Source organism: Pseudomonas sp. NPDC098740, assembly GCF_044760065.1.
Taxonomy (GTDB): domain Bacteria; phylum Pseudomonadota; class Gammaproteobacteria; order Pseudomonadales; family Pseudomonadaceae; genus Aquipseudomonas; species Aquipseudomonas rossensis.
On sequence record NZ_JBIWAM010000015.1, the window covers coordinates 67,734 to 86,761 of the forward strand.

18 protein-coding genes and 2 pseudogenes are annotated in these 19,028 nt (G+C 56.8%); 5 read left to right on the plus strand and 15 right to left on the minus strand.

All coding sequences use genetic code 11. The annotated features are described in order from the left end of the window. Nucleotides 1–3: 3 nt before the first annotated feature. The 4 genes from ACIQU2_RS19130 to ACIQU2_RS19145 are packed head-to-tail and all read right to left on the minus strand — an operon-like array spanning nucleotide 4 to nucleotide 1,912. Nucleotides 4–594, minus strand: coding sequence for a hypothetical protein (locus ACIQU2_RS19130; RefSeq protein WP_347804578.1), 591 nt, complete (start codon nucleotides 592–594; stop codon nucleotides 4–6). Nucleotides 595–642: 48 nt separating this feature from the next. Beyond that, complete coding sequence (locus tag ACIQU2_RS19135; RefSeq protein WP_403143314.1) at nucleotides 643–1,038, minus strand: hypothetical protein; 396 nt, start codon at nucleotides 1,036–1,038, stop codon at nucleotides 643–645. Beyond that, nucleotides 1,035–1,370 (minus strand): hypothetical protein, encoded by a 336-nt coding sequence (locus tag ACIQU2_RS19140; protein WP_347804580.1) that lies wholly within the window; start codon nucleotides 1,368–1,370, stop codon nucleotides 1,035–1,037. Before ACIQU2_RS19140 ends, ACIQU2_RS19135 begins: the two co-directional genes overlap by 4 nt. Further along, nucleotides 1,367–1,912, minus strand: a complete 546-nt coding sequence (locus ACIQU2_RS19145) for an HNH endonuclease (protein ID WP_403143317.1) — start codon at nucleotides 1,910–1,912, stop codon at nucleotides 1,367–1,369. The genes ACIQU2_RS19140 and ACIQU2_RS19145 overlap by 4 nt, the downstream gene beginning before the upstream one ends. A gap of 97 nt (nucleotides 1,913–2,009) precedes the next feature. Here ACIQU2_RS19145 and ACIQU2_RS19150 point away from each other — a divergent pair, with 97 nt between their 5' ends. Continuing rightward, entirely contained in the window at nucleotides 2,010–2,279 is a 270-nt protein-coding gene (locus ACIQU2_RS19150) for a hypothetical protein (protein WP_347804582.1), read from the plus strand. Between the two features lie 407 nt (nucleotides 2,280–2,686). Continuing rightward, the gene (locus ACIQU2_RS19155; RefSeq protein ID WP_134420194.1) at nucleotides 2,687–2,941 is read left to right on the plus strand and encodes a hypothetical protein; all 255 of its coding nucleotides are present in this window, start codon (nucleotides 2,687–2,689) and stop codon (nucleotides 2,939–2,941) included. 32 nt (nucleotides 2,942–2,973) lie between these two features. On the opposite strand, the gene ACIQU2_RS19160 is transcribed toward ACIQU2_RS19155, so the two are convergent. The 6 genes and pseudogenes from ACIQU2_RS19160 to bet form a co-directional block, all read right to left on the minus strand. Then, nucleotides 2,974–3,324 (minus strand): hypothetical protein, encoded by a 351-nt coding sequence (locus ACIQU2_RS19160; protein ID WP_403143319.1) that lies wholly within the window; start codon nucleotides 3,322–3,324, stop codon nucleotides 2,974–2,976. A gap of 266 nt (nucleotides 3,325–3,590) precedes the next feature. Beyond that, nucleotides 3,591–3,932 (minus strand): annotated as a pseudogene (locus ACIQU2_RS19165) (hypothetical protein). A 75-nt stretch (nucleotides 3,933–4,007) separates the two neighbouring features. Then, complete coding sequence (locus ACIQU2_RS19170; protein WP_403143322.1) at nucleotides 4,008–4,469, minus strand: hypothetical protein; 462 nt, start codon at nucleotides 4,467–4,469, stop codon at nucleotides 4,008–4,010. Continuing rightward, entirely contained in the window at nucleotides 4,466–4,708 is a 243-nt protein-coding gene (locus ACIQU2_RS19175) for a hypothetical protein (protein WP_403143324.1), read from the minus strand. Before ACIQU2_RS19175 ends, ACIQU2_RS19170 begins: the two co-directional genes overlap by 4 nt. Beyond that, complete coding sequence (locus ACIQU2_RS19180) at nucleotides 4,705–6,342, minus strand: YqaJ viral recombinase family protein (protein ID WP_403143326.1); 1,638 nt, start codon at nucleotides 6,340–6,342, stop codon at nucleotides 4,705–4,707. Before ACIQU2_RS19180 ends, ACIQU2_RS19175 begins: the two co-directional genes overlap by 4 nt. Continuing rightward, nucleotides 6,339–7,091, minus strand: a pseudogene (gene bet / locus ACIQU2_RS19185) (phage recombination protein Bet); the annotation flags it as partial. The pseudogene bet and the gene ACIQU2_RS19180, both read right to left, overlap by 4 nt. Before the next feature lie 5 nt (nucleotides 7,092–7,096). Between bet and ACIQU2_RS19190 the strand changes: the two are divergent. Next, on the plus strand, nucleotides 7,097–7,375 hold the full coding sequence (locus ACIQU2_RS19190) for a hypothetical protein (RefSeq protein ID WP_347804587.1): 279 nt from the start codon (nucleotides 7,097–7,099) through the stop codon (nucleotides 7,373–7,375). 175 nt (nucleotides 7,376–7,550) lie between these two features. Here ACIQU2_RS19190 and ACIQU2_RS19195 read toward each other — a convergent pair whose 3' ends face one another. The 5 genes from ACIQU2_RS19195 to ACIQU2_RS19215 form a co-directional block, all read right to left on the minus strand. Next, nucleotides 7,551–7,772, minus strand: coding sequence for a hypothetical protein (locus ACIQU2_RS19195; RefSeq protein WP_403143328.1), 222 nt, complete (start codon nucleotides 7,770–7,772; stop codon nucleotides 7,551–7,553). 2 nt (nucleotides 7,773–7,774) lie between these two features. Continuing rightward, nucleotides 7,775–12,649 carry an RHS repeat-associated core domain-containing protein gene (locus tag ACIQU2_RS19200; protein ID WP_403143330.1) on the minus strand — a complete coding sequence of 1,625 codons (4,875 nt, stop codon included), beginning with the start codon at nucleotides 12,647–12,649 and terminating at the stop codon, nucleotides 7,775–7,777. Beyond that, nucleotides 12,649–13,386 carry a DUF4123 domain-containing protein gene (locus ACIQU2_RS19205; protein ID WP_403143332.1) on the minus strand — a complete coding sequence of 246 codons (738 nt, stop codon included), beginning with the start codon at nucleotides 13,384–13,386 and terminating at the stop codon, nucleotides 12,649–12,651. Before ACIQU2_RS19205 ends, ACIQU2_RS19200 begins: the two co-directional genes overlap by 1 nt. After that, nucleotides 13,376–15,418 (minus strand): type VI secretion system tip protein TssI/VgrG, encoded by a 2,043-nt coding sequence (tssI, locus tag ACIQU2_RS19210; protein WP_403143335.1) that lies wholly within the window; start codon nucleotides 15,416–15,418, stop codon nucleotides 13,376–13,378. The genes ACIQU2_RS19205 and tssI overlap by 11 nt, the downstream gene beginning before the upstream one ends. A gap of 131 nt (nucleotides 15,419–15,549) precedes the next feature. After that, on the minus strand, nucleotides 15,550–16,065 hold the full coding sequence (locus ACIQU2_RS19215) for an Hcp family type VI secretion system effector (protein WP_054051032.1): 516 nt from the start codon (nucleotides 16,063–16,065) through the stop codon (nucleotides 15,550–15,552). A 436-nt stretch (nucleotides 16,066–16,501) separates the two neighbouring features. On the opposite strand from ACIQU2_RS19215, the gene ACIQU2_RS19220 reads away from it, so the two are divergent. Further along, nucleotides 16,502–17,932 (plus strand): IS1182 family transposase, encoded by a 1,431-nt coding sequence (locus ACIQU2_RS19220; RefSeq protein ID WP_403143337.1) that lies wholly within the window; start codon nucleotides 16,502–16,504, stop codon nucleotides 17,930–17,932. A gap of 267 nt (nucleotides 17,933–18,199) precedes the next feature. After that, a complete protein-coding gene (locus tag ACIQU2_RS19225) occupies nucleotides 18,200–18,754 on the plus strand; it encodes a YdeI/OmpD-associated family protein (protein ID WP_403143339.1) in 555 nt (184 codons plus the stop codon). Nucleotides 18,755–19,028 lie beyond the last annotated feature (274 nt).

The following is a 19,028-nucleotide window of genomic DNA, read 5'->3' on the forward strand; positions in this document are numbered from 1 at the left end:
AGGTCAGGAGCATGGCGTCACCTGCTCAGCGACGATCGAATCGATAAAAGCCTGAGGCAGCTTTGCAACAAACTTTCCCTCCGACCACGACAGCGGCTCAGAACTGCGGATCATCTCGTTCAGCAGGTCGAACGCCGCCACCAACTGCTCATCACGAATCTCACCGTCCTCCGGCAAGCCATCACAGAAGACGTCCGACGGATCGATCTCGTGGGGCATGTTCGGCTCGCAGATGCAAAGCTTCAGGCTGGCCAGGTCGATATCGCCATCGATGATGTAGTCGCGCAGGCTGTCTTCGTCGAAGAAATACTCATCGCCGTCGAAGATAACCAGCGGCTCGCCGGCCCATTCCTTGACCGGCATTGCTGCGAACTTCGCTTGGCGACTGTCCGCGTAGCACTGCTCGCACCAGCGGCGCACTTCGAAGATTGGGTGATCTGGATTCTTCTCGTAGCGGCGATGAGTGGAGCCGCAATATCGGGCCATGTGCTCATCATTTCCCCAAAAGCGACCGTCGGCGCCGACCCAGCCGGTGACGGTTTGAATGCTGGCTGCTTCCGGGGATTCGTACATCACAACCTTTTCTTCAGGCATGACTTCGTCCTTTGCCGCTATAGCGGCTGACTTTGAAGGGGGAGGGAGTTACTGCTGGATTTTGCGAAGGGCGGCGTTATATTCGAGGGGATCGCCGTTCGGGTACCGCTCGACAATTTCCATCAGCCGCTGGCGCTCGACGTCGGATGGCCTGGTGGTCAGCTCATCAATCCGCTGATCCGCTGCGTTCAGGCGCAGCTGCAGGGCGTCACGCTCGGCCCGCAAACGCAGCACTGAATCGCGGAAAGCTGAGCGGCCCTTTACTGCGCCGCGGTACGCCTCTTTGTACCGACCCAGCTCTTTCAGTGCAGCAGCCTCTCGGCGTTCAGCGGCAACGCATCTTTCGGCAGCAGTAAGAAAGCACTGCGCTGCATCGTCGAAGTCACCGGCATAAACGTACTCGCCGGCCGCCCCTTTGAATCGGTAACGCTTCACTTCGCTCATCCTGCGACCTCCAATCCACGTCGAGCCTCGACCCTTGCCTTGTCCTGCATGGCTGAATTACCGCCGTCTACCCAAGGCCTGAAACCGGGTTGAGCTGACCAGCTCTCATAGATGACGCGGGCCTCTGCTTCGATTGAGGGTTCTGTGGGTTCTTCTGGCGCGTCCTGAGTGGCTTTCATGGTCTTGAGCCGCAAGCCATCGAGGAATCCACACATTTGGAGCTGGGTGTGTTTGATCCGATGGTTTCCGTCTTCGCAGATGGCCTGTACTTCAGCTCGGAACTGTTCGAGTTGTTCGACTTTGCGCAGCAGTACTTCATGGGCGTTGTTCATACAGCCTCCTTGTTTTCGATAAGTTGATGGGCATTCACAACCGTCATGCCCGGTTTGTTTCCGTGATTACTGTGATAGCAATAACGGCGCTCGAAGGATTTACGGGCGGCCGCTGCATCGAGCAGGACATCGAAGCGGCCGATAAAGATGTATTTGGATTTCAATCCAGCGTACGCACGCCATTGCCCTCGCTTATCCCAGGTGACACCGGGAAGCCCGCTGGTATTTGTTGAGTGCAGCCGCTGGTTCCGGGCGTTCTCTATGACGGATGCTTCTCGAAGGTTGCGCCACCGGTTGTCCGCACGGACCCCATTTATGCGATCCACGAATACCGCGGGTTCCTGGCCGTCCATGTACAAAAAAGCCAGCCGAGCCAAGTAGTGGGTCTTCTTGTCGATCATCACCTTCAAGTATCCCTTCCGATCCTTGGTGGCCACGATTGATCCGGCTCTTGTTCTGCTGCGCCCCACTTTCCAGGTGAAGACGCCGCTTTCAGGGTCGTAGTGCAGTAGCTCTTTCAGGCGAGCCTGAGAAATGGACATGCAGGCGTCCTATGCCGGGTCATGCCCGGGCTGGCGTGATTTGAGTTTGTGGGCTATTGCTTGATGGCCCGGCATGGAGCCGGATCAAGGAGCGGATATGTCGAACAAATATTGGCAGTCGGAGCTTTGGGGCGAAGATCCTGCGGATGTATGCCAGAAGCACGATGCGGAGCGTGGCTTTGTCATCACGGTTAGGCTCAGACGTAAGAGCAGGCATGAAGGCATAATGTTGACCCAGTTGTTTCATCCCAGCGGATCGAAACACTCGGAGCATGTTTTCGATATCTCGGACGATTCTGACTATCAGGCGATCCAGCAAGGTATCGGTCATGGTGAATGGCTAGCTCGCGGAACCCAGCCGAAATAAGCATCAAGCTCAGCGCAATAGGTGAGAGTGGGCTATAGGTCAATCATGGTCATGAACACCGAACAAAAAAAAGCTACTGGAGAGCTGCTAGCCATCGTTGGGGCCGTGCTGCTTTTTCTGTGTGCAGTTCCTGTCACTTACATGCTTGTCGTGTCTCTCGTCTCACGTGCGTACTCGTTAGGTATGTTCTTTAGCGTTTTCCTTCAGATGCCACAAATGTTGCTCTGGTGGATTGGTCTGATCGCTGGCGTGATGTGCTTCCACGTCAGGAGGGTTGTACTGGGCAGCAGCAAGTCCTGACGTCTCCATTGCATGCGCCGCCCTCCGTTACCGGATGCGGTGGCGTGATTCGTTGAAGTGGGGTATTTGTGTTCGGCCCGGCATGGAGCCGGATCAAGGAGATCGAAATGGTGTTAGCGGATAGGTCGTATCCAGTTGTCTATGAGCATCGAGGCGTTAAAGCGAAGATTGATTTCGAATGGGAGAGCGACAGTGATTCTGTGCCAACAGGGCTTAGAATCGCTGTTGAGATCGAAGAAAGGCAGGTTGAAGCAATCCGTGAAAATGCCAAGTACAACAGCTTCAATGAAGCGTTAGCCCGCGGTAAAGCATTGGCGAGGCTAGACATCGATTTGACTCTTGGGCCCGATCTTTCGGCTTGAAAACAGTACTCAGCGCAATAGGTGAGGGTGGGTCAGTCGTGCAGGTGCTCACGCTTTCCGGTCTGCCGATAATGCAGGTCTTGAATCGCCAGCCGCTGGTCGATGGTGAACATCGGGTTGCAGGTGGTGCAGTGCCTAGCGATTCTGATGGCCTGGTACGAAAGTGAAACCGAGGCATAGTCTCGGTAGCACGAAGGACATTTGATTGCGTCCACACCGCAGCAGGTAAGCGCTTTGTCTTCGTCGTTGTGGTTCGCTTTACAGACCGGACATTCGTACAGCTCGATGATGTCCGGCCGGCAGCAATCCATGGCCTCGTCTTCATCGTCGTGAATTTCGCGGCACGCTCCACATTGGTAAAGCGTCCTGATTTTCAGATCCATGGTGTTCTCCAATGCAGGCGCCGCCCTCCGTGACCGGATGCGACAAAGTAAATTGATGTGATGGCTAAATGCGATTGCGATGCCGACCCTTCACAAGGGAGTTACACGATGTTTCCAAGGTATTTCCGCTGGATCGCAGTATTGGGGGTTCTTGCCGCGGTAGTGGTGTTCGTAATATCTGGCCTGCAGGTATTCTCAGGACAAGCTCAAGCAACGGACCTAATCCGACCGATTATTGGCTTAGTCGCCTTTGGTTGGGCGTTTACTCAGTCGACCAAGGTCTGAGGTGGCTCGAAAATCTCGTCGCCCGGATCGCGCTTCAGCTCTGCCAAGCTCACATTCTGAAACATCCGCGCCACATTTTCGCTTATCTGCACTTTGTGGCGCGGACTTTCCATCGCTTGGAATGAGAGGGTCGGCCCGAGCGCGTGAGCGTTCAAAATCAGGTTCTGCACCGCCTCATTGATTTCCTCTATCCCGTTCCAGGCCATCAGTTAATCAAGCTTCTGCCGGGTACCGAGCCGGACCCGGTGGCGCAGTTCCTTTTCGTCGTACTGGATTCGCTTCTCGGCAGCCTTCGCCGATCGCTCTTGCCCACTCTTGGCCATGGCCAACCTCTTCTATACCGCTGGCCGGCAACGCCAGCCAGGTTTGTCGTTTGCGTTGTTGGGTGCGGAAGCGCCTCACGCTGCTACCTTGACCTGATTCCAGGCCCCGACCGCTTCAAAAATCCGCGCTGCATGAGCTTCGTCGAGCGACAAGGACTCCGGAATTGCGATCCAACCAGAAGCCACCATCTGGCTTTGATTGGCTGAGTCGCGCAGCTTCTTGTAGCAGTGCTCGATCACGTCTTCCAGGTGATCGGAGAGGTACACGCCGTCCGGCGCCACCTCTATCGACTTGCTGTAGCGGTCACCGCGAGCATCAATACAGAGAGCGCTGAGGTAGATCGTCCAGCGGTGGGCAATTCCACACACGGCCTGGCCAATCGTCCCGGGAGCGATATTCTTCAGCGACTTGTAATTGATCATGCCCTGGTGACCGCAGGGGTCGATGTTCACCACTGCGACGTGGTTGGTGGCCAGCAGCGAACGACACGATCGGTCGATGCGGGTCTTGAGGTTGTGCGGCTTGCGTTTGCTCATATTGAGTCCGCCATTAACCGGAGAGCCTTTCGATCAGCGGCGGTCAACGCCTTCGGCTTTCTCTTGAGGACCGTGCCGGGGTCGATTTTCTGTGAGCGGGGAGGTGGCAGCGGGTTGCGCGGCGGGCTTTTCAGTTCGGCGATCTGCCCGCCAGCGGCCAGGAACTCGGCGATCCAACTAGAAATTGATTCAGCATTCTGCCGCTGCTGCTCGACCAAGTTGAGGTGGTTACTGATCATGCGGCCACCTTTACCAGTCTCACGCCGGCCATGCTGAACTTGGAACCTTGGTCGGCGACGAGCGCATCGAGCGCTTCCCAGTTGACCGCCAGCATCGATATCGGGGCCTGACCGTATGCCACGGCCTTGATCAGAGCTTCGAGATCGAAGACTTCGGCCTGCATTGCCACCGGCTGACTGGTTTGTACTGCGACTGGCTTCGAAACCGCCTGGGCGACCGGTGCAGATCGCGGCGGCGCCGAAGTCGAGACAGGTGCTGGTTCAACAACTGGCGCGACGGCGAGCTTCGCCTTTTCATCGTCGGCGATTCGCTGAAGTTCTTCGTCGCGGATGCGCTTCCGGGTGGCTTCGGCTTTCTCCTTCTCGGCCTTTTTGTGCTCCGAAATCCGCACCTTGATCAGCGCCACCAGGTCATCGTTTGCCTTGAGCACAAGCTGTTGGATGTCGCTGAACAGGAAGACGTGATCGACGGCGAGCTCGGCCAGGCTGGACAGGTTCAGTCGAATGCAGTCAGCTGCCTGGCTCGCGTCGATCTTCGCCCGGGCCAGTTCGGTATCGACTGCATCCTGCAAGCTTGCGATGGTGCGCTTGTTCTTCATGGCGCCGGCGAAGTCGACGGCCACGTTGGGAAGGACCACTTTGCCCAGAGTCTTGTTGATTGCGGCGATGTGATCGAACAGCGCCTGTTCGGCCTTCTGCTTGATGTTGGTCTTCACCAGCAGTTCCTGCGCCTTGACCAGCTTGTCGACCTTCAGGCGAGTTTCGCGGGCGTGCGCCGAGATGCGATCCAGCGACGAAAACAGCTCGTCGATGGTCTGGGTTTGCGACAGCGCCTGCTTCTTCGCCGCGGCGACGGCTTCTTCTACATCACCGCACCACTTCACGGCCTTCTTGGCGTCCGCGAAGTCTTGGTCGGTCTGCAGCGTGGTTTTCACCGAGTCGATGACCGCCAAGGCCGATTGCTCGAATACCTTGAGATTGCTCGCGGTAACCATGCCAGTGAGTTCGATACGCAACACCGGCAGCTCGTCAGGCGCCTTTCCGACGACAATCGAAGGGGCGTCTGCCATCTCGAAGTTTGCCAGATCGACCTCGAACTGTTTCCAACCTTCGACCAGCTGTGCGGCGCGGCCGGCGACTGGGCGGTATTCCATGCTGACGAAGTTCTCGGCGGTGCCGTCGGAGCAAACGAAGATCACTCGCTCGGCGCCGCTCACCAGCAGCTGCTGCTCAAGTTGCCAGTAATAGTGCGGGGCCAGGTCTTCAGCCTTCACCTGAGCGACCAACGATTCGTTCCAGAGCTTATGCTCAAACAATGTCTCGCCGAGCATCGTCACGCCATCCATCGAAGCAAGCAGGTTGCCCAGCGTTCCAACGACCGGATACAGCTCTTCGCCGATCATCACTTCAACCAGCGGGCGGGCGGCCGCCTCAGTGGCGTGGCCCTTGTCGAAGATGTACTGCTGCGACTGCGTCACGCCCGGCGTGATGCCGGTCTTCTTCAGAGTTAGCAGTTCGGTGCGGGTCTGGTACTTCGATGCCCCCTTCATTGCCGGAGCTTCGGAAGCGGTGAAGTGCTTGCCGCGCAATGCATGCCAATCGGCGGAGCCTTGAGCTACGTTGTGAATTTTCATGCTGCATCTCCATCGAGGGCTTTGAGATTGGTGATTTTTTCAATTTGCGCTGGGCTCAGCGTGTACTTGCTGCTGATGGTCGCGATCAGGTGTTCGGGGCTGGTCCGATTTGAATCAATCAGCGGCTGCCACTTGACGATGTTCTCGGCGAGCAGACCATCTGAGTAGTCTGGGAAAGGGGCAGGGTCTGGCTGTTGCTGCTGGTGTTGCTGCTGTGGACTCACATCGCGCGCAGCTTCTTCAAAGGTCTTGCCTTCCATTTCGTCAGCAGTAGGCGCTGATCCGACTTCCGGGAATGCCTTGCGCAGGGCCTGGGCCTCGGCGCACTTGGCGAGCTGGGCGAAGGCGCGGCGTTTCCACATGGCGTTTGGTGCGGCGCTGTCCTTGCTAGCGGTAGCGTAGTTTTCGAGCCAGCGCTCGTTGGCGGTGAATTCGGCGACAAGCCCGTTGGACATCTGCCGCTTTACGGTTACCCGACACCACTCCGGGTAGACGACGTCAACGCCGGACAGCTTCGCGGTAATCGATGGCCCATATTCGGGGTCGCTGATGCCGGCGTATTGACCGGTGCGTGCCGCTTGGATGCGGTAGAGACCGATCCCCGGCACGACCGTGTCCTGCATCCTTTTCGCTTTCGAGTTCCAGATTGGAACGATGTGCACCGGCTTCAGCATCGGGTCGAGATGCGCGGCCTGGCAGTACGCCAACACCATTACGACGGAGTTGCGCTCTGCGCCTGGGTACAAGCTTTACCTTGAAAAAAGATGGCCACACCAAGGCGCGCAGTGCCGACCTCTTGGAAGATCGTATTGAGGGGGCGCTGTTGGTTTTGCGCGGATGGTTTGATCGTTCATATCACAGTACTATTGAAGCAGGCCAATGGCGTAAGCACCCCTCCTTCGGGGTATACGTGGCCATGATGGTCCCGTATATAGAGGAGCTTTTTCCTGAATTGGCTCCCTCTCTGGCGCAGCGCTACGGTCGTACTCCTGGCGTGATTGCACACGGCCAGACCAACTGGCCGCTGCAATAGCTAGCAAACAAGGCCCAGCTTCGGCTGGGCTTTTTACGCTTTAGGTCTCGCCGACAGGTCTATCAAAACTCGCCAGGGGCATGTTATTGGAAGCCTGCTGGAGGCTGCACCATCAAACTGCTTGATTGATACTTCCGCTCCTTCCTGGGCGGAAGTCCTTAGGGCGGAGAGCGCTTTACCCATACATGTACAAAAGGTCGTCGATCAGCTCAAGCTCCTGCTGTGAGTACTGAACCTTGTTGTACCGTCGAATGTCCTCAAGCACACCTCTGATCGGAACTTGCCGCGAAGGATCCTGAACAATTTCGATCAGACGGTCGTAATCGGGATCTCTGCCCTTGAGGTATTTTTCAATCAGTTCTTTGAGCGCTACGCGCGCCTCTAGATCGGTTAGCACTGTTACTTCTCCGGCAAGATAGTGATTTCATCCGCTTTGATGATGGTGGTGGTACCCGGTTTGGGGATGAGTTGCTGCGCACCACCCGTACCGTACTCAGGGTACGCTTTTGTGAACGGCTCCAGGTTCGGACCTTTACCACCGAGTTCGTACGGCACTGTAGCGTTGGGTACACCGTCTTTGTAGAGTTGCAGCGTGTCAAACTTCAAGCGCAGGCGCCCATCACTCCACGCCGGATCCGGGTCGGCCGCTGTAACGTGCTTCGGAGCTCGTACCTGGAAAGCTTCCGTTGCGGCGTCACCTGTCTCAAGTTTTTCAAAACCAAAATACGACAGTCGAGCTTCCTGAGTGTTGATCGTGTTCTGCGCGTGGGTGTTTACGGTTCCGTCAGCATTCTTGTAGCCCATGTATCGGTAACCCGTCGCAGGCAAGGTCGAGTCCGGTCCGGATGGTCCGACATAGAAGTCGGGCTTCGACTCGATGACTGCCGGTGGGGTGACATCTCCAGTTTTTACGCTGGAGTCTGCGAGGGTAGGGGTTGTGTTTGGAGACGATGATCCTCCGGGCTTGGGGCAGTTCGCTGAGGGTTTCAGCGGTGCCTTCTTGGCCACACCGGAAACAGCTTTCGTAATCGCCCTGAACATCAGGCCGAGAGGGTCTACCCATCCAGTTGGATTGGGGGCGTACTGGTAGTTGTTTAAGCCACCTGCCAGCTTTACCGGGTCTGGGGTCAGAAACCGTCCTGTACTCGGGCTGTAGTAGCGATGGCGGTTGTAATGAAGCCCCGTCTCTGCGTCGAAATACTGGCCTTGAAAACGTAGCGGGTTATCGATCTCCGCGACATCCAGCGCAGCCAGGTTGCCATAGGCCCGATATTTGGCCGACCACATGATCGCACCGCTGTAATCGGTGAGTTCCTGCGGCGTGCCCAAATGATCGAGCTGGTAATAGAAAGGCGTGGCTTTCAGTGGGCCTTCACCGTCGAGCATCGCCAAGGGCCGGAAGCTGTCCGGCTCATAGACATAGGTGCGATACCGATTGTCACCACTCTCTACGATCAGACGTTCGCCTTGCCAGAGGAATTCGGAGGTATGGCCGTCGACCGTTTTCTCTATGCGTCGACCAAAGGCGTCGTACTTGTAGGCGGCGATACTACCGCCCGGTAGGCTAACGCCGATCAAACGATGCTGGCAGTCATAGCGGTACTCGGTGATGAGTTTCTGTCCGGTACCTCGGCGCTCACGAATCAGATTTCCGTAGGCGTCGTAGTCGTAGTGACGGTCGCCCTGCATGAGCAGACGGTTGCCCTTGATGTTGACCAAGTGGGCGGAGGGCACGTCATTTTGGCCCAGCAGATTGCCGGCTGGGTCGTGCGCGAAGCTCTCCGGTGTAGCGCCTCGAACGCTGATCAGACGATCAAGCGGATCGTAGTGAAAATTGCGGGCACCCTTGAGGCTGTCATTGATGCCTGCGAGGTTGCCTGTCGCGTCGTAGTTATACCGGCGTTGGATCAGGACGCTATCGCGTTGGCTCACGCTGTGGGCCTGCAGGCGACCCTGATCGTCGTATTGATACTGACTCAACAGCAAGCCTTGCTGGCGCTGCTGTTCACGACCAGCCTTGAACTGGTGAGAGGTGAGGCGAGAACCGTTGAGGTCAATACTGCTCAGATTACCGCCGGGCAATCGGCGATAGTCGAGCTTGCTACCGTCAGGTAGACGGCAATGCTTGAGTTGGCCGACGCTGTCGTACTCGTAGCGCAGGGTGCCCCATCCCTGATGTTCGGTGATCAGCCGATCTTGGGAGTCGTATTCATAGGCCAGTGGCCAGTGACCGTCATCGACGTTGACCAAGCGACCGAGAGCGTCATAGCTGTAGTGAATTTCTTCACCATCATCCAACGTCTTCACGAGCAAGCGACCGGCGGAATCACGCTGGTATCCAGTGACCAGTTCGCTTCCGTCGTCGCCGTACTCGGTTTTTTTCAGCAGGTGGCCGTTCAGGTCATATTCGTAGGCAGTACGACGACCATCGAATCCCGTTTCCTGCTGTATCAGACCGTTTGAGTAGTAGTCGAGCAGGTAATGTTCGCCGCGCTCGTTTTCAATCGCCGTGAGCAGCAGGCGTGAGTTGTCGTAGCGATAGCGCAGCTCACTGCCGTCCGGGTTGATGCGGCGGCTGACAAGTTGCAGGTTGTCGGCGAATTCGTAGCGGGTGATGCGGCCCAGTTCATCGCGCTCGGCTGTAACCTTCCCGTAGGCGTTATAGGTGTAAGTGCGGGTCGAACCGCCAGGCTGTATGGTCTGCGTCAAGCGGCCAGCCGCATCCCATTGGTAATGGGTGATGGTGCCGTGCTCGTCCTGGCGGGTGATCTGACGACCCAGTGCGTCGTAGCGGTATTTACGTCGACCACCATCAGGCAATTCTTCTTCGAGCAACTGACCCAGTCCATTCCAGGCGAGCTGATGTCGTCCGCCGTCTGGATGTACGATCTCCAGCACACGACCTTGGGCATCGTAGCTGTAGTGTGTTTCGTTACCATCAGGATCTGTCTGGCGGGTGATGTCGCCCTGGCTATTTCGCTGGTATTTCCAACTGGCTTTGCCGCGATGAATCTCACTCACGAAACCGTGACGGTATTCGTAAAATGTCGGCGCATCTTCAGGCGGAATAACAGCGGCAAGCAGTCCGGCGACGTTGTAGCGGTATTCGGTGATTGCGCCGAGCGGATCCTTTTCTTCGATCAGACGACCTTTGTCGTCATAGACCTTTTGTGTTTCGGCGCCGTCTGCAGCGGTCTCACTGATGAGTCGCGCATTTTCGTCATGCACATAAATCTGCTCGCTGCCATCCGCGTTCGTAACGGTGACTTTGCCGGCATCGTCCCAAGCGTAATGCGAGTCCATCTGCGAAAAACTGGCCCAGTGATGGACGCTGCGTGACGATTTACCTTCGTTTTCCCACTCCCAAAAGAAGCTCGCACCGCCGGCCAGTTGACGCTCTAAAATGACGTGTTGGTCGTTGTAACGGTAATGCTCAGTCTCACCTGCAGCGTTGGTGGCACTGACCAGTTCGCCTTGTCGGTTGTACCGATAGGTCACCAACGTTTGTACGGTGACCCAAGGTTCCTGTCGTTGACCCTGATCTGTGTATTCGGCGCGCCGTTGCTGATAATCCACGGCGACGATATGACGATCTTCGTATTGGATGAGCAAGGAGCGACCGGCACCGTTGTCGATACGCTGGATACGCTCAGCAAAGTCGTAGCTCAACAGCAACTGGTTGTCGTACGCGTCGCTAATGGTGATTAAACGGCCCGCACGGAAATGGTAAAAGCGCGGACTTTGCCCGGCCTGCGTCAGGATGAGCTCGCCGGGAGTGGACCCCAGGTAGATGGCCGCTTTCGACAAGCTATTAGTGATAGCAGGGCGCTGCTGTGTCGGCATCGGAAAACGAGTGGTTCGGTTTTCGTTATCCGTCCACAGGACGCCTTCATCGTCCAGATCCAGTCGATGAGAAAGGGCGTGGCTCCAGCCATATCCAAGACGGCTGTCGATCTCGACCGCACTGGTGCGATAAAGGCGCGTCCACTCAAAAGGCAGCAGGCCGTCGAGTTGGCCATCGGTAAGAGTCAGTAGTTCTTCACCCGTGACCATCGAAACCGGGCAGCCGTTGGTGCAGGTGTCTTGCGCCGGCGCCGCGCTTTTTTCGTCGGGGTTCTTTGATTGTTTCGAGGCGTCATCAGGACGTTTGCTGTGTTCAACGGTCGCATTACGTTTGCCATCAAAGCGTAGCTGCGCGACTCCTTTTTCTACCCGAGTCGCCACACCTCGGGCGGCAACAGCAACGTATTTACCTACGTAACCCATGAAGCCTTTGATTATGTTGAACAACGACTTCACAAATCCGGTAACAGCCTTGACGATGATCTGGCCGTACTTCGCTAAACGTGCGGCCAGGTAAAATAGCCCGGCGCCTTCGGCTGCGACGGTCATCACGACCGAAATGACGATGTCGATGAGAATCCCGATAACGGCTGCAGATGTCATCTTCGCCGTTTGGCCAGCCGCTTGCGTCGGTGGCAATGCTGAAACCCAGATAGAAGCGCAATGCACCATCAAGAACAGTGCGGCCTCGTCGCTAGCAAGCAACATGGCCTGTTTCATCACATCTGGCGCCTCTTTGGCCAGCTTGATCAGTTCCTCGGCACCGGCCCCCAAGTCCTCTGCGAACTTTTTAGGGTTTTGAAGGATGTCCAAGGCCTTTGAGATGCCATCCCAGACGCCTTTGATGGCTTCCCATCCGCCTTCGAGAATGCCGATCCCAATTGCCATCGCTTTGGCTGACGCACTTTGATTCGACCACTGCGGTTTGAAGCCTGCCCATTCCTTGCGCAGAAACCCTTCCAGATCGGCAGCTAAGCCGTCGTAGGATTTGAACAGGGTGTCGATCTGCGCAGGCGTCACCTGATCGTGGACGTGGATCTTATAGGATTTTCCAGGCTGGCCCTGAAAGCTGCCTTTACCTTGCTTATCTAAGGTAATCGTCGACTTCGCGCCTCCATCCACTGCAATGATGTCGACCTTGATATCGCCGATAGGGATGTCGAAAACCGATTCGAATTTGCTCTCAATCAGCAGCGGACCTACTAGCGGGCACTTGGCGACGTATGAAAAATCACCATCAGTCATGCTGACAGACTTACTGGAGTTGCCAGCCTTTATCACGCGCTCCATACCCAGCAGGGAGGGCATGTCTGCGGCTCGGCTGGCTTTGTCAGCAACCTGCGCGTACCAGCTCTTGGTTTCTTCACGGTACAGCTTCAGGCTGTTTTTGAAGGAGTCCAATTGTGTTTCGATAGTGGCAACGCGATCCATCAGCCTTGCTCCAGAATCAGGTGGTTTAACAGTGCTTCTTTAAGGTTTTTCGGCGCATCCGGGCGGCGCACGAAACGGCTGACTTTCAGCTTCAGGTTGTTCTCTGGCCAAGCGTTGTAAATGTCCGGACGTTCTTCTTCGAGCCACTGCAGGAGATTGCCAATCAGTGTCGAAGGGTTTTCCTTGGTCAAGCTGTCCAGCAACGATTTCGGCACCTCCCACCACGGCCAGTCCCGCACCTTCGGCAACACCCTCGTCCCAACCTCCAGCGTTAGGCCGTTTATCAGATACCGCTCAAACATCGGCAGCACTTCCCCGGCTTTGTCGCCAAGCCCATGCAGAATCGGATAGATATGCCGCCCGTCCCAGAACCGGAAAAACACTTCAGTCCCGTCTGGCATCTTCACCTGCGTCAGGCTGCGCAGATGCTCGAAGACGTCATTCGGTTCGGCGCGTGATACCGCCAGCCAGCCCCAGTCTAGGGCGTCGGTTTCGGCGATCCAGGGCAGGAATGCGGAGTTGGACGATAGCTTGGTGACGTAGGGCATCACCGGTTGCCAGGTGGAGTAGGGCGTGCCGCCCCAGATCGGCAGGAGCTGGGCGGTGGGTTCGGTCAGGTACAAGGTTTTCAGTGCATCGGCATCACTCGCCGCAGTAATAACCAGATACAAACGCTCGCCAGTCTGCAGCGGCTGTTGTGCCAGCCAGTCCTTGGGTGTCAGTCGATCAGATGGCACAAGCACCTGCCTTGCATTTCTCGCACTCTTCACAGAACGGCGCGTTGCGTTTGAGCGTATTGATCTGCGCCGGGGTCAGGACCGCGCCGGCCTTGTCGGCATCCGCCTGTTTCAGCACGCCGGGCATCAGTGGTGCGGCGCCAGTGCCGTTGCCGGGACTTCCACCCGAGTTCATGTTGATCACCGGCCCGCTCAGGGTCACGCCGCTACCGTCGATCTTGATGAAGCTGCCGCCGCCCTTGAGGGTCAGTTCGCTGCCGGCTTCTAGCACGACTTTCATACCGCTGCTCAGGTGAATTTCCTGGCCGGCTTCAATGAACTGGCCGGTGCCGACTTTGATGTGCTGGTTAACGCCCACGGTGAGGTGGTCGTTGGCGCGGGTTTCGACTTTGCGGTCGGCGTAGACGGTGTGGTGTTCTTCGGCCTTGAATTCGCTGTAGCTGTTTTGCTCGACGGTGTCGTGGCGTTCGTTGCCGACGCGGATTCTCTGGTCGTGCTCGACGTTTTCATCCCAGTCGCGTTGGGCGTGCAGGAAGATTTGTTCCTGGCCTTTTTTGTCTTCGATGCGCAGTTCGTTGTAACCGCCGCCACCGGGGGAGCTCAGGGTTTTGAAGGTGCTGCGGGTTTTGTTCGCCGGCAGGGCGTACGGGACGACGTTTTCCTTGTGGTACAGGCAGCCGCTGATCAGCGGTTGGTCGGGGTCGCCTTCAAGGAAACTGACCAGCACTTCCATGCCGATGCGCGGGATGGCAATGCCGCCGTAGTGGGCGCCGGCCCAGGCGGAGGAGACGCGCAGCCAGCAGATGGTCTTGTCGTCGGCCTGACCTTCGCGGTCCCAGTGGAATTGCACTTTGACGCGACCGTATTGGTCGCAGTGGATTTCTTCACCTTTTGGCCCGGTGACCACGGCGCTTTGGCTGCCGAGGATGCGCGGCTTTTTCTGGGTCAGCGGCGGGCGGTTCGGCACGTCCCACGGAGTTGCCTGGAAGCGGTTGCGGTAGCCCTGGTGGAAATCGTCTTTCAGGTTAGTTGTGCTGCTGGTGACAGACTCTTCCAGCACTTGCGGCTGTTTGCCTTCGTGGAGGATTTCAGTCAGCAGCCACAGATCGTTCCATTTGGCTTTTGGATGTTGGGTCAGGGCCAGGAAGTGGCCGCTGACCAGCAACGGCTGATCGCTTTTGCCTTCGGCGAGCTGGAAGTCGCTACGGTGACGTTCGAGGGCGCGTTTGGCCAAGTGCTTACCGCGTTCGCGGTCGATGAAGCGGCCAGGGTAGTCGTAGTCTTCGAGGTCGGGCAGGGCGTCGCCACGGTGTTCGCTTTCCAGGGTCAGTCGCGGTTTTTCGAAGTCGTAATCGCGGCGGGTGGTGCGGCTGGTGCGGGTTTCCAGGCGCAGGTCGAAGCGTTTGATCACCGGGTCGTTGGCGACCATGCCGGAGTCTTGCTGGTAGGCCACGGGCGCGAGTTTCGGGAACACCGTCTGGTCATCGCCGAACACCAGTTTGTGGGCGGTGGCGCTGTGCTGGAAGTGGTAGTGGATACCTTCTTCCTCACACAAGCGCTGGACGAACTGCAGGTCCGATTCATCGTACTGAACGCAGTAAATGCGCTCGGGATAAATCGCCCCGACTTTGAATTCGTAGGCATTGCTTTGGATGCCGTGCTCTTCGAGGACGCTGCCGATGATTTTCGGCACGGTGAGGTTCTGGAAGATGCGTTGGTTGATGCGGTGCGCCAGGTAAGACAGTTGCGGGCGCAGGGTCACCGCGTAGCGGGTCAGGCGTTTGCCGGAATCACCCTGGGCGGCGCGATAGATCTGGCCATGAATGCCGCTGCCGTCAGGCGAGAGCTGCAAGAAGGCCGGTTTGTGCAGCAGGGTCTCGAGGTCCAGGGACGGCTGTTCACTGACCAGCTCCACCTCAAACACAAAGGGCTGGCTGATGGCTTCCCGACCTTGCAGGGAGAAAACCTGGAAGTCGCTGGAAAGACCTTCGATGGTCAGGGCAAAGTGAGTTTGATTGGCCGGCGCGAACATCCCTTGTTCCTCGTGCAGTGCAGCGGCGCTCGCCAATACCGGAAAAAGGAATCAGCAGACGCAAAATTCTGGAAGGGCGAAAACAACATCGACCAGCAGAGCTGGCCGATGCTTGAGACGGTCGGCCTGAGTTAGGCGACCGGCTGACGCCAGTCATCGGAACCCGAAGTACCGGATACTTCGTGGGTCCAGGTGATTTTGCGGTAGGTGAATTGCACTTCTTCCAGGTGCGTGAAGTGCGAGTTCGACGGGTCCTGGCAGTTGTGCATTTTGTTGTTGATGGCGACGATGATCGCGTCTTCCAGTTTGGTGGTGTAGTAGTGCTCTTGGGTACCTTGAGCCGAAGTGCGGTACCACTGGATAACGATTTCGCTCATGCGCTCGCCGGAGGTCAGAGCCGCCTGCAGCAGTGGCGAAGCCTTGTCGTAGACCTTGGTGATCACGACTGGCTTGTGAACGCGCTGACCGGTCGGTTGGCCGGACTGCGGGTCACGCGGGATGATCACGTCGTGGCTGAAAGCCTGAACCATGACCTGGTCTTCGTGACCTTCCTGATAGGTGTTGCCAACCGAGTCGGCGGTGAATGCGCCGGCAGTGATCAGACCTTGTTTCTCGCCAGTGACGGACATGTACGCTGGTGTAGCCATGGATGTGCTCCTTGCTAAAAGTTAGGGTGCCCGGGAGGCGGTATCGCCCGGTGGGTGCCTTACTGTGATCAAAGAGCGTGCCAGGATTCTCGAAGCCTTATAAACCAAGGGCTTGGCTTAGAGCGTCCTTGAATTTGCCAAAAAAAGCAGAGATTCAGGAGAAAAGTGCGCAAGAAGTTGCGCAGTACTGCGCAACTTCTTGCGCACTTGGCTGGAAGCCTTGATCAGCGTGCCTTGCAGCGGTTTTCAGGGGGGGTATTACGTACAACTGCGCAACTTCTTGCGCAGCATGGCGTTAGGCCATGCTTGGCGAATATATCGTTCTCCCGTCCTGAAAAATGTGACGGGGGGCTGGCTGCTTTCGGCCCAGAGTGTGTAAAAACGCCTTCGCGAACCCTTGCTATGATTTCTGAGGATTTCATCGCAGGGATCGCCCATGAAGCGCTTTATCCAAGGTGAACATCGAGGCCAAGGCACCTTACTTCCCGAGAGCCTCGACGACTACGTCAGCGATACCAATCCGGTGCGCGTAGTCGACGTCTTCGTCGACGAACTCGATCTGGTCAATCTGGGTTTTGAAGGTGCCATTCCAGCCGATACTGGCCGGCCGGCTTACCACCCCGCGATCTTGCTGAAGATCTACATCTACGGCTATCTCAATCGCATTCAGTCGAGCCGACGTTTGGAGCGAGAAGCTCAACGCAACGTCGAACTGATGTGGTTGACCGGGCGTTTGATGCCGGACTTCAAGACCATCGCCAACTTCCGAAAAGACAACAGCAAGGCCATCCGAGGTGTCTGTCGCCAGTTCGTTGTGCTGTGTCAGCAGTTGGGACTGTTTGGAGAACATCTGGTCGCCATCGATGGCAGTAAATTCAAGGCCGTCCACAACCGTGACCGCAATTTCACCAGCGCCAAGCTGAAGCGGCGAATGGAAGAAATCGAATCGAGCATCAGCCGTTACCTGACCGCGCTCGATGCTGCCGATCGGCAAGAACCAACAGCTTCCGAGCCCAGTACCGTGTGGCTGGAAGAAAAAATCGCCAAGCTCAAAACTCAAATGAAAGAGCTTCAAGCGATCGAGATCCAGCTCAACGAATCGCCGGACAAACAGGTCTCACTGACCGATCCAGACAGCCGCTCCATGATGACTCGCGGCACGGGAATCGTCGGCTATAACGTGCAGACGGCGGTCGATACTCAGCACCATTTGATCGTTGCACACGAGGTGACCAATGTCGGTTCCGACCGCGATCAGCTCAGCTCGATGGCCAAGCAGGCCCGCGAGGCGATGGCGTCAGAAACGTTGTCGGTGGTGGCGGACCGAGGTTACTTCAAAAGCGAACAAATCTTGGCTTGTCACGATGCAGGCATCACCCCCTACGTGCCCAAGCCGATGACCTCTGGAGCCAAGGCTGACGGACGTTTCAATAACGATGCCTTCATCTATGACGCGGTAAAAAACGAATACATTTGTCCAGCTGGCGAGTCGCTGATCTGGCACTACTCCTACGTTGAAAAAGGCCTGAAGTTGCATCGTTACTGGAGTTCGAAATGCCAGGGCTGCGCGTTGAAGTCGCAATGCACTCCGAGCACGGAACGACGAGTTCGACGCTGGGAGCATGAAGACGTATTGGAGGAGATGCAGCTTCGGCTGAGCAAAGCACCAGAGATGATGCGAGTCCGAAAACGGACGGTTGAGCATCCCTTCGGGACGCTCAAACAATGGATGGGGGCGACGCACTTCCTGACGCGAAAGCTGGCCGGGGTGAGCGCGGAGATGAGCTTGAATGTGCTCGCCTACAACTTGAAACGGGTTATGAAAATCATCGGTGCCAACGGTTTGATGAAAGCGCTGACGGCCTGAAAAAGGCTGATTTTGGCCCATCCCAGAGGCTGTAAAAATAGCGTTGGCGTGTTCCAGGCTGAGACTGATGTGGCCCGCGACATAACCGTGCGATCGCTCAGCCAACGAATGTCACTACTCCACAACGACGAGGTCCATGAGCGTTTTTACACGCTCTGGGCCATAAGCAGCCGCTGGACAGACTAGTGGCTAATAGGTAGCGTCGACCCTCTGCACTGAATCTTTCCCGTAGTTGAGTCGTCAGGCGTATTGGTTGGAGGAGTTGCAATGACAACAATCGATGTGAAATCCCGATTCGAAGCAAAGCTTCTCCGTCCGGCAAAGCCTGGTAATGATACGTCGTGGGCGTTTCTGGTACTGCCAGGAGACGCGAGTGAACAGCTTCCGAGGCGAGGAAGGACGACAGTTGAAGGCACAATCAATGCGCACCACTTCCAGGCAACCCTTGAGCCGGATGGTCAGCTGAGCCATTGGCTGCGGGTCAGCAGAGAGTTACTCGAAGCCGCAGGCGCGGCTGTTGGGGACATCGTTACGCTGGAGCTAGCCTCTGTGAAGAAGGAACCCGAGCCTGACATCCCGGCAGATTTTCAGGAGGCACTGGCAGCCACTCCTGAGGCTCGTAAAGTCTGGAACAATACGACGACCATCGCACGAGTAGACTGGATTCACTGGATTACTTCAGCCAAGCAACTCAAGACCCGCGCAAAACGAATCAGTGATGCCTGCGATATGCTCGCATCCGGCAAGAAGCACGTTTGCTGTTTCGACCAGTCCGGTTACTACAGTAAGGCCTTCCGTGCGCCCGAGGCGGATAATTCTTAAATGGGGTATTAGATTCAAATCGTTCGGCTCGTTCACCGGGACCGACTAAGCTGGCCTTTTAGCTTGATTGTTATGAATGTCTGCAAAGGGTTGTGGATTTCGGTCAGTTACGACAGGCAGCAATCGGCTGTGGATTCAACCGGTCGGAGCAACACACCTAAATCCCGCTGTCTGCCGAAGACGTTCACGGCGCCGACGCCCTATTGCATCGGCCTCGCTGATCCCGTCTCGCACCACCCCGAATGCATGTAAGGTCAGGGTGCGCGGGCTGGCG

Coding starts and splice junctions, on each gene's coding strand:
- tssI (WP_403143335.1), bottom strand. CDS start 15,418: ATGTTCGCGCCGGCCAATCAAACTCACTTTGCCCTGACCATCGAAGGT.
- ACIQU2_RS19140 (WP_347804580.1), bottom strand. CDS start 1,370: ATGAACAACGCCCATGAAGTACTGCTGCGCAAAGTCGAACAACTCGAA.
- ACIQU2_RS19225 (WP_403143339.1), top strand. CDS start 18,200: ATGACAACAATCGATGTGAAATCCCGATTCGAAGCAAAGCTTCTCCGT.
- ACIQU2_RS19170 (WP_403143322.1), bottom strand. CDS start 4,469: ATGAGCAAACGCAAGCCGCACAACCTCAAGACCCGCATCGACCGATCG.
- ACIQU2_RS19130 (WP_347804578.1), bottom strand. CDS start 594: ATGCCTGAAGAAAAGGTTGTGATGTACGAATCCCCGGAAGCAGCCAGC.
- ACIQU2_RS19145 (WP_403143317.1), bottom strand. CDS start 1,912: ATGTCCATTTCTCAGGCTCGCCTGAAAGAGCTACTGCACTACGACCCT.
- ACIQU2_RS19200 (WP_403143330.1), bottom strand. CDS start 12,649: ATGGATCGCGTTGCCACTATCGAAACACAATTGGACTCCTTCAAAAAC.
- ACIQU2_RS19150 (WP_347804582.1), top strand. CDS start 2,010: ATGTCGAACAAATATTGGCAGTCGGAGCTTTGGGGCGAAGATCCTGCG.
- ACIQU2_RS19180 (WP_403143326.1), bottom strand. CDS start 6,342: ATGAAAATTCACAACGTAGCTCAAGGCTCCGCCGATTGGCATGCATTG.
- ACIQU2_RS19220 (WP_403143337.1), top strand. CDS start 16,502: ATGAAGCGCTTTATCCAAGGTGAACATCGAGGCCAAGGCACCTTACTT.
- ACIQU2_RS19215 (WP_054051032.1), bottom strand. CDS start 16,065: ATGGCTACACCAGCGTACATGTCCGTCACTGGCGAGAAACAAGGTCTG.
- ACIQU2_RS19135 (WP_403143314.1), bottom strand. CDS start 1,038: ATGAGCGAAGTGAAGCGTTACCGATTCAAAGGGGCGGCCGGCGAGTAC.
- ACIQU2_RS19160 (WP_403143319.1), bottom strand. CDS start 3,324: ATGGATCTGAAAATCAGGACGCTTTACCAATGTGGAGCGTGCCGCGAA.
- ACIQU2_RS19175 (WP_403143324.1), bottom strand. CDS start 4,708: ATGATCAGTAACCACCTCAACTTGGTCGAGCAGCAGCGGCAGAATGCT.
- ACIQU2_RS19155 (WP_134420194.1), top strand. CDS start 2,687: ATGGTGTTAGCGGATAGGTCGTATCCAGTTGTCTATGAGCATCGAGGC.